The sequence below is a fragment of the Halomonas sp. RT37 genome (assembly GCF_040070525.1).
Lineage (GTDB): Bacteria > Pseudomonadota > Gammaproteobacteria > Pseudomonadales > Halomonadaceae > Halomonas > Halomonas litopenaei.
This window is the reverse complement of the sequence record NZ_CP098827.1, coordinates 170,156-186,028: the sequence shown is the minus strand read 5'-3', so window position 1 is coordinate 186,028 and position 15,873 is coordinate 170,156. Positions and strand designations below refer to the sequence as shown.

The window sequence follows — 15,873 nt, the reverse complement described above, 5'->3', positions numbered from 1 at the left end:
AGCGCGTCGCGACGCTCGCCAATGACCAAAACCTGCGGCCCAAGCCAGGTTATAGGCAAGACTGGCGATACAAGGCCGACCATTCAGGCTTTCAGCAACAGCCAAAAGTGCAAACCTTCTTCGACCAATGGGTGAGAACAGACGAGCCCCAAAAATGCCGATCGAATAAAACGTCATTTTTTATGGGCGCGGTATCCAACTGACATTTTTTACTTCTAGACCAGGAGGGGGCAGGACAGCACACCGGCCTGCGGCAGGCCGACCGCTAGACTTGAGGAAAGGCCGCAAAAGGCAAGAGACCGGAAACAAAGGAACATGCCGAGGACGGAGCGCAAGGCGGCGCCGACGCTCGCCCTGCGCCCTGCGCTTGCGTCAGACGATACGCTGAAGGTAGGGGGGAAGGTCGGGTTCGGGGAATACCGACAGCACCTTGAGCCGACGGCGGGTGCGCTCGGCAGCCGCCTGGAGGTGGGACTGCAGACTCGAGGCGGCGGCGTCGAAGGCGCCAAACAGCAGGTGATCGATCACCAGCTTGTGCTCCATCAACAGGGGCTCGTCCCGAGGAACCCCCAGCGTCTGGAAGAACATGCGATTGACGATGACCGGCAACTGGCTCTGGGCAATCATCTCGCCGGCCTTGCGATTGCGGTAGTGACGCAGGCAACCCTGGTGCAGGTCACGTTCGAGTCGAGCGATGGTCGCGGCAGACTGCTGCTCGGGGTGGTCGATCAGTCGCTGCACCCGGTCGCGCATCAGCTCGAGCTCCTCACGTTCGATCAGCGGGCCAGAGGCCTTGAGCGCCGCCGGCTCCAGCAGCACTCGAATCTCGTAGTCCTCGGCCACCGCCTGGGCGGTCAGCGGCCCCGCCAGCCAATGGGAGTGGCGATCCTTTTCGATCAGCCGTTGGCTGCGCAGCCGTCCCAGCACCTCTCGCGCCACGGTGCGGCTGACGCCGTAGTAGTCGCTGAGGCTGGTCTCGACGATGCGGAAGTGACCAAACGCCAGACAGGTGGCCACCGCCTCCTCGACCTCGGCGTGGATGCGCTCGGCCGCCGGACGGGTATCCACCACCGGTGACTCATCGATGCCGAGACCAAGACGCTCAGGGGTCAGCGCCTCCCGCGCCGGCTCCACCGCTCCGGGATCGGGTGTCGCCAGAAAGCCGCGCCCTTCAAAGCGGCTGATCAGGCCCTGCTGGTGCAAAAGCTCCAGCGCCTTGCGCACCGGCCCACGACTGGTGCCGAACAGCCGTGCGATAGGCCCTTCCAGCAACACCTGATTGGGCGGCACCCGCCCCGACTCGATGGCTTCTCGCAGTGAATCCTGGATCAGCGCGTAGCGGGGGGCGCGACTGCCCTCCTGCCTCGACCTAGCTGGCGTACTCAGCACCCGTTCCTCCCTGACGTCCAATCACCTGACCTCTCGCTTACACGCCACCGATGTCCGGCAGCCACGATCCAAGGCCCGGCAGCCGGGCAACAAGCGCCCATCTTGACACCTCTTCAGGACCCTTTCGAGCCACTCGGAAATGACGTTTGTTGCCAACTTCACAAGATCCATTCCCGTCTGCACGAACACAAAAAAGCCTTTTTACCGGAAAACAGCCTATTACAGATTGTCCTCGCCCCCTATGCGGCTTAAGGCGCAGGACGGCCCTTGCCAAAAAATGATTTTTGTATCCATACTGCATTTATGCGAAACGGAGATATCTCTTCGTCCGACGTCGCTATCGCCTCCAACAACAACCAACGACATTCAAGGAGCGCTCCCGTGGCCACACCACAAGACGCCCCCACCCCCGCCACTTCGGCGGCAGCCCGCGACAGCGGCGACCACCTGCTGGAAGCGGCGATCCTGCCGGTCTGGCTGAATCAACGCACCATCGGCTTTTTTGGCTTCATCTGGCTATGGATCGGCATGGCGGTGATCATCGCCACCTTCCAACTGGGGGCCGGCGGGGTCGCTGGCCTTCCGCTGATACAGGTCGTCGCCATCATCTTTCTGGCCAATCTGGTACTCGGCGTGGTGATGAGCCTGACCGCCGACATCGGTACCGAACATGGACTGTCGTTCGCGGTCTACCTGCGCGCGCCCTTCGGCCTCAAGGGCACCCACCTGCCGGCGGTATCCCGCGGGGTGGTGGCGGCCATCTGGTTCGGCGTGCAGACCTACCTGGGTGCGCTGGCCCTGAACGGCATCGTCGAGTACCTGTGGGGCCTGGACAACTGGATCCTGTGGTATGTGCTGTTTGCCGTGGTCCAGATCGTCAACACCGCCCTGGGCATCCGCGCGGTGGAGCTGCTGGCGTCGATCGCCGCCCCCTGCATCGTGGCCATCTCGGTGTGGATGTACTTCACCCTCGACGTGCTCGCCGAGACCCAGGGCATCAATATCTGGACCTTCGTCGGCGACCAGAATGTGGCCGCGCTCGGCCTGTTCTTCGCCAACATGGCGTTCTGGTCGGCGCTGGCGGTGGATATCCCCAACCTGACCCGCTTCCTCAAGACAAAGGGTGGCGAGCGCAGTTTCTTTCAGCGCAACAAGAACGTCTTCGTCGCCCAGTTTCTGGCGCTGCCGGCCACCCAGGCCTGGATCGCGCTGATCGGCGGCGTGTCCTTCATCGCCGCCGGTGACTGGAATCCGGTCACCGTCATCCAAGGACAGGGCGGCGGCCTCACCCTGATCGCACTGCTGGCGATGGTGATCCTGGCCCAGTGGTCGACCAACAACGCGGCCAACCTGATCCCGGCGGCGCTGACCTTCGTCAACGCCGGCGCGCCAAGGGTCAGCTACCCGGTCGCCCTGGTCATCGCCGGCATCATCGGCACCGCCTCGATGCCCTGGCTGATCCTCAACAACCTGTTCACCTTCCTCAGCTACTACGGCGCCGTGCTGTCGGCGGTGGGCGGCATCATGGTGGCCGACTACTACCTGCTGCGTCGGCGTCGCCTCAACGTTCCGGCGCTGTACGATCCCAACGGCCAGTTCCGCTTCAGCGGCGGCTTCAACCCCGCCGGCCTCATCGCCTGGATCATCGGCGGTGGCCTGGCGCTGATCTTCCTCGAGTACGCCTACGCGGTAGGCTTCGGCTCGGCCCTGGTGGTCTATATCGTACTGATGAAAGCCTGGGTGCTGCGGCGCTATCCTCAGGAGGAGATCACCTCCGGCTACGACGACCGATTCCTCGCCACCTCGGTGGGCCGCAACTGGGTCTACACCGAAAAGGGACGCTTCGAACGCCTGGAAACCGGTGACATCCCCGACTCCGCGCTCAAGCGCGAGGATCGCTGAGTCGTCGTCTGGCGCCGCCCGCGGCGGCGCCCACCACCCGCTACAGGAGACGTGCATGCCTGCACAACCCTTCACCGCCCTGGCCATCGGCGAGGCCATCCGACGCGGCGAACTCGATCCGGTCTCGTTGACCCGCCAATGCCTGACCCGGGCCGCCGACAGTGACGCCGTCTTTATCTCGCTGACCGAACAACGCGCCCTGGTAGAGGCCGAGGCCTGTGCCGAGCGTCAGCGCTCGGGCACCCTGCGCGGGCCGCTGGACGGCGTGCCGCTGGCCTGGAAGGATCTGTTCGACATCGCCGGCACCGCCACCACCGCCGGCGGCAAGGTGCTGGGCAAGACGCCGGCCGATCGCGACGCCGAGGCGGTACACCACGCCGCCGGCGCGGGCATGGTCTGCATCGGCAAGACCAACCTCACCGAGATCGCCTACTCGGGGCTTGGCCTCAACCCCCACTACGGTACGCCGCACCATACCCCTCCCCCCACCTCGAGCGAGCACGAGCACGAAAGCAGAAACGAGAACGAGCCCAGGGCCCCCGGCGGGTCCAGCTCCGGCTCCGCGGTGGCGGTCGCCCAAGGCATCGTGCCGGCCGCCATCGGCACCGACACCGCCGGCTCGCTGCGCGTCCCCGCGGCCTTCAATGGGCTGGTGTCCTATCGCCCCTCCCAGGCCCGCCACTCGCGCCAGGGAGTGACACCGCTGGCCGACAGCCTGGACACCATCGGCGTCATCGCCAGCACCCTCGAGGACTGCCTGGCCATCGACGACACGATGCGCGGCAGCGCGCCGCTGGTTCGTGCCGCCGCCGTGCCCGAACAGTCGGTGATCGTACTCGATGCAGGCTGCCTCGACGACCCGAGGGTATCCCGTGCCGTGGGCGACAATCTGGAGGCCTGCGCCAGCCGTCTCGAGGATGCCGGCTTCCACATCGTCCGTCGCCGTGTGGCAAGCGTCGCCGACACCCTGGAGGCCATCACCCGCCACGGCTGGCTGGGCGCGGCGGAGGCCTACACCGAGTACCGCGCTCTGCTGGAAGGCCCCGATGCCGAGGCCATGGACCCCAGGGTACGCAAGCGCCTGGAGGCCGCCCGCCAGATGCCCCCGGACAGCGTGGTCAGCCTGTATCGCCTGCGTCAGGCGCTCAAGACGCGGCTGCGCGATGAGCTCGCTGGCGCGACCCTGCTGACGCCCACGGTGGCGCATGTGGCGCCCTTGCTCGCGCCGCTGGAAGCCGACCCCGAGCACTTTGCCGAGGTCAATCTGGCGACGCTGCGCCTGAGCATGGTGGCGAGCCTGCTCGACTCGCCGGCGGTGGCGCTGCCCAGCGGGCGCGACGACGACCGCCAGCACACCAGCCTGCAGCTGAGCGGCCCCTGCGGCGAGGACGAAGCGCTGCTGCGGGTGGCCCTTGGCGCCAGCTCGGCGCTGACGGCGTAACTCACATTCATTCGGCGCCGACGGCGCCATCGGAGGTTGGCATGTGCGGACTGTGCGGCGCACTCGGCGGCGAAAGCCACTGGAGCACCAACATCGAGGACCCCGAGCAGGCCCACTACGCGCGCAGGCGCGCCCGCGCCTACCGGGTCACCCTGATCAATCGCGTGCTGAGCCCCCGCCGGATCACCATCGAGGACTTCCAGGCAGCGAGCTTCGTGCTCGCCACCGCCACCGGCAAGCGCGAGATCGTGCAGGATCTGGGCGGCGTATGGCTGCAGGCAGAACGCATGGGCGGTCATGAACTCGACCCGCTCGATCCCGCCTTCCTGGCCTCGCTGCAATGACCCCAGACCACCACGACGAGGACACCACCATGAACGAGACGACACCGCTGGTGCCGGTGCACGTGATCTCGGGCTTTCTGGGCGCCGGCAAGACCACCCTGCTCAAGTCGGTGCTGGCCAGCGAAGCCTTCGGCGACAGTGCGGTACTGATCAATGAGTTCGGCGACGTCGGTCTCGACGACCGCCTGCTCGGCGAGATCGCCGAGGATGCCGTGCTGCTGTCCAGCGGCTGCGTCTGCTGCACCATCCGCGGCGAACTGTCAGAGGCGCTCAGACGCCTGCTGTCCCGACGCCAGGACGGCGAGATCCCGGCGTTCAAGCGCATCGTGCTGGAGACCACCGGACTCGCCGATCCGGGCCCGATCGCCTCGACCATCACCGCCGACCCGGTACTGCGCCACCACCTGCGCCCCGGCACCAACCTGACCCTGGTCGACGCGCTCAACGCCGTCGACAGTCGCGCCCAGCACCCCGTCTGGGAGGCCCAGGTGGCGGTGGCCGACAAGCTGGTGATCAGCAAGGCCGACCTGGTCGAGGAAGACACCCTGGCAGGGCTCGAGGCCATGCTGGATACGATCAACCCGGCGGCCCAACGGCTGGGCGCCGAGGCGCTACGCCAGCCCAGTGATGAGCTGTTCGCCAGCGGACCGCACCTGCAGCGTTTCACCCCCGGCCAGGTGAAGTCCTGGCTCGGCCCCTGGCGCAAGCCGCCTCAGCATGATCCGGACCATCTCGGCGACATTCGCTCCTTCCGCCTCGGCCTCGAGGGCGAGGTCGACTGGACCTGCCTCGGCATCTGGCTGTCGATGCTGCTCAACCGCCATGGCAGCGATATCCTCAGGGTCAAGGGCGTGCTCCACGTCCAGGGCGACGATCGACCGGTGGTACTCCACGGTGTCCAGCACACCATCCACCCGCCGGAGCACGTGGAGGCCTGGCCTTCGGACGACCGCCGCTCGGAGCTGATCTTCATCACTCGGGACATCGACGCCGAGCGCGTGACACAATCGCTTGCGACCTTCATGGACAAGGTCAGCGACCATCCCAGCCCAAGGATCCTGCATGCCTGACACCGCCAAGCCCAGCGCCCCCTTTGTCCAGCGCAGTCCGGTCACCCTGCGGGTACTGGGCACCTCGGTGACACTGCTGGAGAGCATTCGCCAGCGCGCTCGCGAGGACCTGGGCCTGCGCCTGGAATTCACCGTCATGGACGGGGTGGCGGCACAGCGTGCGGGAGTGCTGGCACCGGACAGCTTCGACATCTACGACCAGTGGTTTCACAACGTCGATTTCGTGTGGCCGGCCGGGGCCATCCAGCCCATCGAGCTTTCACGCATCCACCATTGGGATGCGATCAACGACTTGCCGAAGACCGGCCAACTGACGCCCCACGCGCCGCTCGGTGCCGGCGGTAATCCGGTCGACCGGCTCTATATCCAGGCCGACGGCAGCTGTGGCGCCCGTCCCAGCGAGCGCATCACCATGCTGCCGGTCAGCCACAACGTGGACAGCTTCGGATACCGCCTGGACATGCTGCCCCACGGCCTCGACAGCGAGCAGGAAAGCTGGGGCTGGCTTTTGGACCCGCGCTGGCGCGGCATGGTCAGCCTGCAGAACGACAGCGCCATCGGCGCCATCGACGCGGCCCTGGCCGCCAAGGCCGCTGGCCTGGTGCAGTTCGAGGACCTGGGCAACCTGAGCGTCGCCGAGATCGACTGCCTGATCGATTGCCTGATCGAGCTCAAGCGGGCTCAGCACTTCCGCACCTTCTGGAGCAACCAGGACCAGGCCTCTTCGGACATGCTGCGCGGTCGCGTCGGCATCGAGAGCCTGTGGTCACCGGCGATGACCGACCTCAAGCAGCGCCAGCTCAAGGTGCGCATGGCGGCACCGAGGGAAGGCTATCGCGCCTGGTATGGCGGCATGTCGCTGTCACGCAGCATCGAAGGCCGCAGCCTGGACGCCGCCTACGAGTATCTCAACTGGTGGATCTCGGGCTGGCCCGGCGCCGTCATGGCACGACAGGGCTACTACATCTCGACCCCGGAATTGACCCGCCCTCACCTGTCTGCGGCGGAATGGGACTACTGGTACGCCGGCAAGCCCGCGGCGGAAGAACTCGCCGGACCGTCAGGCCCCTGCGGCATGATCCACAAGGGTGAGGTACGCGACGGCGGCGACTACATGACGCGCATGAGCCGCATCGCGGTGTGGAACACGGTGATGGACGAGCACAACTACCTGGTGCGGCGCTGGAACGACTTCATGTCGGCGTGAGCCCGCTACAGCCCGTCGCTCGGCTCTGTCCGAAAAGTCGACGAGCGAAGGTTAGACAAGGCAAAAATCGGTGAGAAAGCGCAGTTTACAGGGTGTAAATGAGCATTTTGATCCGATTTTTAACGCCGTATTACCGAGCGCAGGCACTTTTCAGGCGAGCCCTAGGCGAGCGCCTTGATGATCAACTGCACCCCGACCACCGCCATGGCCAGTATCACCAGCCGGTAGAACAGCCGCTCGTTGACCCGGTGCTGCAGCCACAGGCCAGACCTGATGCCGAACCAGGCCACCGGCACCAGCGCCAGCGACGCCCAGATACTGGTCAGGTTGATCTCGCCAAGCCACAGGTAAGGCGGCAGCTTCATGGTATTGACCGCGGCGAACACCAGGGTGGTGGTGGCGATGAAGGTGGTCTTGGGCAGGCGCCTGGGCACCAGGTATAGGTTCATCGGCGGGGCGCCGGCGTGGGCAATAAAGCTGGTGATACCGGTGGCGATGCCCGCGGGCCAGGCCCAGAAAGAGGCGATCGGCCTGGAGGCCGCCGGCTTCACGATCATGTAGGCGACAAACAACAGCGAGATCACCCCCAGCAGCAGCCTGACGTGGTCCTCGTCGAGGCTGCCCGCCACCAGGGTAGCCACCACCACGCCGATCGCCATACCGGGGATCAATCGCTTCACCTCGGCCATGTCCTGATGCCCCCACCAGGCCTTGACCGCCAGAACGTCCATCACCAGCAGCAAGGGCAATAACAGGCCAGCGGCGGCGATGGGATCGATCGCAAGCGCCATCAGCGGCACCGACAGGGTACCGAAGCCCCCGGCGAAGCCGCCCTTGGAGATGCCGGTCAGGTAGGTGGAGAGGATGATCAGGCCCCAGGCGAGCCAGGAGTATTCGGGCAGCATGGCATTCCTTGCGCGCAAAGACGCCGAAGCAGTGACTGCTTCGGCGTCTGTACCAATGATGAGGGCGGCGAATCGCCCCGACCATCAGAGTGCCACACCTAGCCCGCCGATGGCAGCGGGCGGGGGCTATTGGCTTACTTGGCGGCCTGCATGGCCAGGGCGGTATCCAGCATACGGTTGGAGAAGCCCCACTCGTTGTCGTACCAGGCCATGACCTTGACCAGGCGACCGTTGACGCGGGTGTGGTTGGCGTCGAAGGTCGAGGAGGCCGGATCGTGGTTGAAGTCGATGGACACCAGCGGCTGGGCGTTGACGTTGAGCACCGGAGAATTCTCCGCCGCCTTGGCCACGATCTCGTTGATCTCTTCCTTGGTGGTGTCGCGCGAGGCGTTGAACACCAGATCCACCAGCGAGACGTTGATCACCGGCACGCGCACGGCCAGGCCATCCAGCTTGCCGTTGAGCTCCGGCAGCACCTTGCCCACGGCAGCGGCAGCGCCGGTCTTGGTCGGGATCATGGAGTGGGTGGCGCTACGCGCGCGGTACGGGTCCTTGTGGTACACGTCAGACAGGTTCTGGTCGTTGGTGTAGGCATGGACCGTGGTCATCAGGCCATTCTCGATACCGACGGCATCGTTGAGCGCCTTGGCCACCGGCGCCAGGCAGTTGGTGGTGCAGGAACCGTTGGAGACGATGGTATCGCTGGCCTTGAGCACGCCGTCGTTGACGCCGAACACGATGGTGGCGTCGCCGTCAGGGCTAGGCGCGGAGACCAGCACCTTGGCGGCACCGGCCTCGACGTGCTTGCCGGCGTCGGCGCGCGTGGTGAACAGGCCCGTGCACTCCATCACGATGTCTACGCCGAGCTTCGCCCAGGGCAGGCTGGCCGGGTCACGCTCGGACAGAATAGCGATACGGTCGCCATCGACGCTCAGACTCTCCTCGTCATGTTCTACCTTGAAGGGAAAGTGACCGTGAGCGGTGTCATGGCGCAGCAGGTGGGCGTTGAGCGAAGGATCACCGAGATCGTTGATGGCAACGACCTCAATCCGGTCCCGGTAGCCGTTCTCGTACAGTGCGCGCAGCACGTTGCGACCGATACGTCCGAAACCGTTGATGGCAACCTTGAGCGTCATAGCGAATATCCCCCTGAGCGGCGAAAGCGTTCTTGCGTGAAAGCTGGTGAGTCGACGGTAGGCGGATTCACTAAAGATGCAAATCCCCCGCAAGGACGTCGTCAGTGGGCACCAATGTGGTACAGACAGCGCCGGGACTCAAGCACTATTTTGTTAAACTTACAACATTTCTCCAAAAACATTGATGAAGGACACTCTAATAAGCACGAAATTTCGACAACTTACTGCCCGCGCCTTCTCTATGAAGGCCCGCGCTAGACCTTAGTCGCATCGCCAAGCCGTAGTAATATTACCTTCAACGCTCTAAGGTATCCCTCATCCCGGTGACACCATTCACCACGCCTTTATCCCGGAGGCCCCATGCCCCAACCCGTCAAGGAAGTCAGCCGCATTCTGCCGGCTCGCAAGCGCATCGCCCTGGTCGCCCACGACGGCAAGAAGCAGGAACTGATGGAGTGGGCCTCCCGCTGGAAGGACACCCTGATCGCTCACCAGCTGCTCGGCACCGGCACCACTGCCGCGCGGCTCAGCCGCACCCTGGGGCTGGAGGTGGAAGGCCTGATGAGCGGTCCGCTGGGAGGCGACCAGCAGATCGGTGCTCGCATCACCGAGCAACGACTCGACCTGCTGATCTTCTTCTGGGACCCCTTCGCCCCCCAGCCCCACGACCCGGACGTCAAGGCGCTGCTGCGCCTGGCCGCCCTGTGGAACGTGCCGGTGGCCTGCAACCCCTCCAGCGCCGACTTCATGATGAGCTCGCCCTGGCTCGGCCAGGACTACGAGATGCAGATCCCGGATGCCAACGCCTGGATTTCCTCTCGCAGCGATAACAACTGACCAATATCGAGGATTCTCCCGTGTTCCAGCTGACCCGAAGCGTGACCTGGCAGTCGCTGTTGAAGCTTCGCGACGAGACCGCCGACGACCGGATTCGCGACTACTTTGCCAAGGATCCGAAGCGGTTCGACAAGATGAGCCTGCGCGTGGGCGGGCTTTTTCTGGACTACTCCAAACACCAGATCTCCGACGCGGTGCTGGAGAAGCTGGTCGAGCTGGCCGAACACTCGGCGCTGGTCCAGCGTCGCGCCCAGATGTTCTCCGGCGACATCATCAACGTCACCGAGGACCGGCCGGTGCTGCACACGGCGCTGCGCAACCTGGGTGACAGCCCGGTCATCGCCGATGGCAAGGACGTGATGCCGGAGATCCACGCCACTCGCGAGCAGATCAAGCGCTTCTCCGAAGAGGTCCGCAGTGGCAACTGGAAGGGCTACAGCGGCGAGCGTATTCGCGACGTGGTCAACATCGGCATCGGTGGCTCCGACCTCGGCCCCAACATGGCCAGCCGCGCCCTGCTCAAGTACCGCCAGGCGGACCTGAACTTCCACTTCGTCTCCAACGTGGACGGCGCGCATATCCAGAAGGTGCTGAGCCGCCTCGACCCGGCCACCACCCTGTTCATCGTCTCGACCAAGACCTTTTCCACCCAGGAGACGCTGCTCAACGCCCGCACCGCACGGCGCTGGTTCGTCGAGAACGCCGGCGATGACGCCGACATCGGCGCTCACTTCATCGCCGCCTCGACCAACCGCAAGGCCGCCATGGAGTTCGGCATCCGCGAGGAGAACGTGTTCGAATTCTGGGCCTGGGTCGGCGGTCGCTATTCGATGTGGTCCTCGATCGGCCTGCCCATCGCCCTGGCGATCGGCTATGAAGGCTTCATCGAGATGCTCGAAGGCGCCTACGAGATGGACCAGCACTTCCAGAACGCCCCGCTCGGCGAGAACATGCCGGTGCTGATGGCGCTGATCGGTATCTGGTACATCAACTTCGTCGGTGCCGAGACCCAGGCCATCGTGCCCTACGACCAGGCCCTGCATCAGCTGCCGGCCTTCCTGCAGCAGCTCGACATGGAGTCCAATGGCAAGTCGGTCGACATCTTCGGTCGCCCGGTAGACTACAAGACCGGCCCCATCGTGTGGGGGCAGACCGGCTCCAACGGCCAGCACGCCTTCTTCCAGCTGTTGCACCAGGGCACCCGCTACGTGCCCATCGACTTCATCGCCTCGCTGAAGCCCGAGCCCGGCGTCGAGGACCACCACTTCGCCCTGCTCACCAACATGCTGGCCCAGGCCAACGCCTTTATGGAAGGCAGCAGCAAGGGCGGTGACCTCGACCCCTACAGCTGCCCCGGCAACCGCCCCTCCAGCGTGCTGTTGCTCGACGAACTGACACCGCGCAACCTGGGCGCGCTGATCGCGCTCTACGAGCACAAGGTGTTCGTCCAGGGGGTGATCTGGAACATCAACTCCTTCGATCAGTGGGGTGTCCAGCTGGGCAAGCGCATCGCCGGCGAGATCAGCGAGAAGATCGACGAGCGCAGCCAGGACTTCGACGCCTCGACCCAGGGACTGCTGGGCCTGGTGCGGGAGCACTTCCAGGCGCCCGGCAAGAGCGTGGAAAAGGCCGCCGAAAAGGCAGCGAAGAAGACCGCCAAGCCCGCCGGCAAGGACGCCAAGGCCAAGTAAGCAGGGCGGAGGCGGAAGGTGCCGAGCATCGAGTGCTCGGCACGGGCCCGCCATGGCGGGCACCCAGCGACGGGCAAGAAAAGATCGAGAATGACCAACGGGCCACCCCGGAGTCTGCGCTCCAGGGTGGCCCGCCTAGGTCTGGCTCGCGCTGTTTTGGCTCGCGCTGGTCTGGCCCTCTCGCGGGGGGCCGGAATCGCGGGATTGCGCCTGGTGTGAGCGCCTGGCTTGCCGAGACGAGGCCTGGGCTACTTAAACGACCGCCGGGGCTACTCTGACGAGCGTCTGGGCTACTCGGACGAGCCTCTGACCAGGGCCCGCCGTGCGCTGACGTCACCGGCCCAGGCCGCCGCCAGCCATAGCGGCACGCTCAGCACCACATAGGCCAGCGCCAGCCAGGGGCTGCCGCCGGTGGCCAGGCGGGCCGCTTCGAGGCTGAACAGCGAAAAGGTGGTGAAACCTCCACAGAAGCCCGCCACGACAAGCGGATGAAGGCTCGCCAGCCGAGGGCTATCGCTCAGGGCCGCATGGGTAGCAAAGCGGGCAATCAACCAGGATCCCAGCACGTTGACCAGCAGGGTCGCCCAGGGAAAGGACGACGCCACCAGGCCCGAGACCGCGACGCCGGTCAAGAGGCGACACACCGATCCCAGGGCGCTGCCAAGGCCCACCGCCAGATAGAGCCGCCAGACGCTTGTTGCCTGACTCATGCTTCTCCCCTCTGCCGACACCTCACAGGCCACCCCCGAGGGCAAGTCCCGCCACCACGGCGGCCAGGCCGGCCAGCAGGGTCAACGAGACGTTGAGCGCGGCCGCTGCATGACGACCTTCGCGCATCAGGTCCAGAGTCTGCAGACTGAAGGAGGACACCGTGGTGAAGCCGCCCATCACCCCGCTCAGCAGCATGAGTGCTGCAGTCGAACCTGCCACCAGGCGACTGGCCAGCAGGCCGATCACTAAGGCCCCCAGCAGATTGACGATCAGGGTCCCCCAGGGGAAGCGCACTCCCCAGGCGGCCGCTGCCCGACGACTGACGAACAGTCGCCCCATGCCTCCTGCGGCGCCCCCCAGCGCTACCGCTGCCAGCGTCCACCACTCCATCACCAATCGCCTCGGCCAAAACCGCCATGGTATGCAAATACCTGGGCGATGTCGTGACCGGTGGCAATACCGCTGGACCTCGCCCTCGGCGTGGCGAAACGGGCTGATCGCAGATGGCCCATAAAGCGACAAGGCACAGACAATGCCGAGCCTCGGAAGGCGGGAAATCAAAGACGCTGAAGGTGCTGAAAATCTAAAAAAAACGCCGCCCGAGGGGGCGGCGAAGTTGTGCTTGCCTAGCAGGGATGAAGCGCATGGGATGCGTTCACGATCAATATGGCACAGAATTGGCAATCCGTACAACTTTTGTACATCCTTGATTGCGTACAAGCGGCAAACGGGCATGTTAGCCTGCGACAGATTCGTCCAAGGACGCCCCTCTGCCCCGACGGGCCCACCCACCAAAGGAGAAGGTTTGCGTGATGCGATCACGACTCTGCTCTCGACTCTTCAGCGTGCTGATGCTCGCGCTCGTGCTGCTCGCGGGACCTGCCATCGCCCAGCAGGGCGGTGACGCCAGCGGCTCTGGCGGTTCCTCCAGTGACGGTCCGGCCTACTCGACCCTGGCCGACCTGCTGGAAAACGAACAGGCCCGCAGCCAGCTGATCGAGCAACTGCGACAGATGGCGGAAAACGCCCCCGAACAGGCCCAGGCCGCCGGTGAACAGGCCGTCGACAGCGCCGCCGAGGCCACCCTGCCCAAGCAACTGGCGGACATGACCAGCCGAGTGGTCAGCGAGTTCGGCAATCAGTTCGAGAATCTCGCCGCCATCTTCGGTGGCATGATCGACGGCGCCCTGACCGAAGGCGAACTCAACTTCGATCTGTTCACCCAGGCGGCGATCAACCTCGGCCTGGTGATTCTGGCGACCTTTGTGCTGTTCGTGATCATCAGGCGCCTGGTCAGGCCACTGTTCACGCGGTTGAGCCAATATTCGCAGAACGGTCAGAACCTCAACCCCACCATCCGCCTGGTGCTGTGCGTGGTGCTGGCGGTGATCGTGGACGCCGCCGTGGTGGGACTTGCCTACGTCGGCGGCAACCTGGCCGCTACCTTCGCCATCGGTGAGACGGGCAGCCTGTCGACCCGGGCGTCGCTGTTCCTCAATGCCTTCCTGGTCATCGAGCTGTTGAAGGCGGCGGTGCGCATGCTGTTCGCCTCACGCTACGAGGGCCTGCGTCTCTTGCCCATCACCGCGCCCAGCGCGTCCTACTGGAACCGTTGGATCGCCCGGCTGATTGGCCTTACCGGCTACGGCCTGATGGTGGTGGTCCCGTTGATCAACACCTACCTGTCTTACCGTGTCGGTGAGGGCATCGGCGCCCTGATCATGATCGGCGCCTACCTGTACGCCATCACCGTGGTGCTGATCAATCGCAGCCGCCTGCGCGATGGGCTGTTCGATGCCGCTGTCAGGTCCAGCCTGTCGGCCTCCCGTGTCGCGCTGCGCCTGCTCGGCCGCATCTGGCATCTGCTGGCGATCACCTACTTCACCGTGGTGCTGGTGCTGACCCTGACACGCCCCGAGGACGCCCTGCCGTTCGTGCTGATCGCGACCCTCAAGACCCTCGGTATCGTGCTGGCTGCCATGCTGGTGTCGCGCCTGCTGGCCCAGGCCATCGGTCGTCGCATCACCCTGTCCGGTGAGCTGCGCAAGAAGCTGCCGTTGCTCGAGGCACGCCTCAACTCCTATGTCCCGACGATGCTGCGCGCCTTCAACGTGCTGATCCTGATCGTCGCCGCCATGGCCCTGCTCAACGCCTGGGGCGTGTTCGACATGGCCACCTGGTACGCCTCCGAAGCGGGTCGCGTGCTGGTCAGCCAGGTGATCAACGTGGCCATCATCCTGATCGTCGCCGCGGCGGTCTGGATCGGCCTTGCCAGCCTGATCGAACACAAGCTGAATCCGACCACCGGCCGCGGCATGCCCTCGGCTCGGGCCCAGACGCTGCTGTCGCTGTTCCGCAATGCGCTGGCCATCGCCATCGTCACCATGACGGCGATGATCGTGCTGTCGGAAATCGGCATCAACATCGGACCGCTGATCGCCGGTGCCGGTGTGCTCGGTCTGGCCATCGGTTTCGGCGCCCAGAAGCTGGTGCAGGACATCATCACCGGTATCTTCATCCAGGTGGAAAACGCCATGAATACCGGCGACGTGGTGACCCTGGGCGGCATCACCGGCACCGCCGAGAAGCTCAGCATCCGCTCGGTGGGTATCCGTGACCTGCACGGCACCTACCATCTGGTGCCGTTCTCCAGCGTCGATGTGGTCTCCAACTACATGCGTGGCTTCGGCTACCATGTGGGCGAATACGGCGTCGCCTACCGCGAGAACGTGGACGAGGCGATCGTCGCCCTGCGCAACGCCTTCGACGAACTGTCCTCCGACGAGGACCTCAAGTCCGAGATCCTCGAACCCCTCGAGGTGGCCGGTGTCATCGCCCTGGCCGACAGCTCGGTCAACATCCGGGTGCGCATCAAGACCACCCCCGGCAACCAGTGGGCGGTGGGCCGTGCCTACAATCGTCTGGTCAAGCTGCATCTGGACGAGGCGGGCATCGAGATCCCCTTCCCGCACACCACGATCTTCTTTGGCGAAGACAAGCAGGGCCAGGCGCCCGCCGCCAACCTGCGCCTGGTCGAGAAGGATGTGGTGGCGACCGGCGAAGCCAGGGATACCGCACCGCTGCCCGGCGAGGATGGCAGTATCGACTCCCCCCGCGAGCACGAGACCCGCGAGGATGCCGAGACCAACGCCAAGTTCAGGGGCGACTACGACCCCGACGGCAACTGACAGACCTTACCTGCAACGCTTCTGGGGCGGCCTACGGGCCGCCCCTTTTTAT

General features: G+C 65.0%; 13 protein-coding genes. 8 read left to right on the top strand and 5 right to left on the bottom strand.

Annotation, left to right across the window (positions count from 1 at the left end; genetic code table 11):
• Positions 1 to 372: 372 nt before the first annotated feature.
• Positions 373 to 1,389 carry a GntR family transcriptional regulator gene (locus tag NFG58_RS00845; RefSeq protein WP_348827409.1) on the bottom strand — a complete coding sequence of 339 codons (1,017 nt, stop codon included), beginning with the start codon at positions 1,387 to 1,389 and terminating at the stop codon, positions 373 to 375.
• Between the two features lie 381 nt (positions 1,390 to 1,770).
• On the opposite strand from NFG58_RS00845, the gene NFG58_RS00840 reads away from it, so the two are divergent.
• The 5 genes from NFG58_RS00840 to NFG58_RS00820 are packed head-to-tail and all read left to right on the top strand — an operon-like array spanning position 1,771 to position 7,353.
• Complete coding sequence (locus tag NFG58_RS00840; RefSeq protein ID WP_231498543.1) at positions 1,771 to 3,291, top strand: NCS1 family transporter; 1,521 nt, start codon at positions 1,771 to 1,773, stop codon at positions 3,289 to 3,291.
• 55 nt (positions 3,292 to 3,346) lie between these two features.
• Positions 3,347 to 4,732, top strand: a complete 1,386-nt coding sequence (locus NFG58_RS00835; RefSeq protein ID WP_348827408.1) for an amidase family protein — start codon at positions 3,347 to 3,349, stop codon at positions 4,730 to 4,732.
• A 41-nt stretch (positions 4,733 to 4,773) separates the two neighbouring features.
• Complete coding sequence (locus NFG58_RS00830; protein WP_348827407.1) at positions 4,774 to 5,076, top strand: hypothetical protein; 303 nt, start codon at positions 4,774 to 4,776, stop codon at positions 5,074 to 5,076.
• A gap of 29 nt (positions 5,077 to 5,105) precedes the next feature.
• Positions 5,106 to 6,146, top strand: a complete 1,041-nt coding sequence (locus tag NFG58_RS00825; protein ID WP_108449500.1) for a GTP-binding protein — start codon at positions 5,106 to 5,108, stop codon at positions 6,144 to 6,146.
• Entirely contained in the window at positions 6,139 to 7,353 is a 1,215-nt protein-coding gene (locus tag NFG58_RS00820) for an extracellular solute-binding protein (RefSeq protein WP_348827406.1), read from the top strand. Before NFG58_RS00825 ends, NFG58_RS00820 begins: the two co-directional genes overlap by 8 nt.
• A gap of 161 nt (positions 7,354 to 7,514) precedes the next feature.
• On the opposite strand, the gene NFG58_RS00815 is transcribed toward NFG58_RS00820, so the two are convergent.
• Both NFG58_RS00815 and gap read right to left on the bottom strand, forming a co-directional pair.
• A complete protein-coding gene (locus NFG58_RS00815; RefSeq protein WP_045993130.1) occupies positions 7,515 to 8,258 on the bottom strand; it encodes a sulfite exporter TauE/SafE family protein in 744 nt (247 codons plus the stop codon).
• A gap of 134 nt (positions 8,259 to 8,392) precedes the next feature.
• A complete protein-coding gene (gap, locus tag NFG58_RS00810) occupies positions 8,393 to 9,394 on the bottom strand; it encodes a type I glyceraldehyde-3-phosphate dehydrogenase (protein ID WP_045993129.1) in 1,002 nt (333 codons plus the stop codon).
• Between the two features lie 360 nt (positions 9,395 to 9,754).
• Between gap and NFG58_RS00805 the strand changes: the two genes are divergently transcribed.
• Both NFG58_RS00805 and pgi read left to right on the top strand, forming a co-directional pair.
• Positions 9,755 to 10,231, top strand: coding sequence for a methylglyoxal synthase (locus NFG58_RS00805; RefSeq protein WP_045993128.1), 477 nt, complete (start codon positions 9,755 to 9,757; stop codon positions 10,229 to 10,231).
• 20 nt (positions 10,232 to 10,251) lie between these two features.
• Positions 10,252 to 11,922, top strand: coding sequence for a glucose-6-phosphate isomerase (gene pgi, locus NFG58_RS00800; protein ID WP_045993127.1), 1,671 nt, complete (start codon positions 10,252 to 10,254; stop codon positions 11,920 to 11,922).
• Between the two features lie 290 nt (positions 11,923 to 12,212).
• Here the strand turns inward: pgi and NFG58_RS00795 are convergent, their stop codons facing one another.
• Both NFG58_RS00795 and NFG58_RS00790 read right to left on the bottom strand, forming a co-directional pair.
• Positions 12,213 to 12,632 (bottom strand): CrcB family protein, encoded by a 420-nt coding sequence (locus NFG58_RS00795; RefSeq protein ID WP_108131859.1) that lies wholly within the window; start codon positions 12,630 to 12,632, stop codon positions 12,213 to 12,215.
• Positions 12,633 to 12,654: 22 nt separating this feature from the next.
• Positions 12,655 to 13,023 carry a CrcB family protein gene (locus NFG58_RS00790; protein WP_124805054.1) on the bottom strand — a complete coding sequence of 123 codons (369 nt, stop codon included), beginning with the start codon at positions 13,021 to 13,023 and terminating at the stop codon, positions 12,655 to 12,657.
• A 422-nt stretch (positions 13,024 to 13,445) separates the two neighbouring features.
• On the opposite strand from NFG58_RS00790, the gene ybiO reads away from it, so the two are divergent.
• Positions 13,446 to 15,821, top strand: coding sequence for a mechanosensitive channel protein (ybiO, locus tag NFG58_RS00785; protein WP_045993124.1), 2,376 nt, complete (start codon positions 13,446 to 13,448; stop codon positions 15,819 to 15,821).
• Positions 15,822 to 15,873: the final 52 nt, after the last annotated feature.